The organism is Paraburkholderia sp. SIMBA_027, from assembly GCF_046535315.1.
Classification (GTDB): domain Bacteria; phylum Pseudomonadota; class Gammaproteobacteria; order Burkholderiales; family Burkholderiaceae; genus Paraburkholderia; species Paraburkholderia tropica.
The window spans coordinates 1-244 of sequence record NZ_JAWRWY010001390.1 but is presented as its reverse complement, the minus strand read 5'-3'; the positions used below and the strand labels follow the sequence as shown (position 1 = coordinate 244).

The following is a 244-nucleotide window of genomic DNA, read 5'->3' as shown; positions in this document are numbered from 1 at the left end:
AGGCAGCGGCTGGCGGGCATGCTCTGCGGCACCTGCGCGGATCTTGGTGTCGAGCGGATTGACGCCGCTCGCCTTGATGCGCACCAGCACTTCGCCTGCACCCGGTTTCGGGCGGGCGATCTCGGCCAGGCGGAACGGTGCATTGTGGTTTTCGAGGATCAGGGCTTTCATCGTGTTCATATCGGTCACTCCGTTTTCGATGAGCGGATGATCCTCCCAACACGATTGAATGAAAATCAAAGAT

1 protein-coding gene is annotated in these 244 nt (G+C 59.0%); it reads right to left on the bottom strand.

What is annotated here, in order from left to right:
• The coding region (locus SB764_RS43750) for an alcohol dehydrogenase catalytic domain-containing protein (protein WP_410867271.1) at positions 1-180 on the bottom strand (180 nt) is incomplete at its 3' end.
• Positions 181-244: the final 64 nt, after the last annotated feature.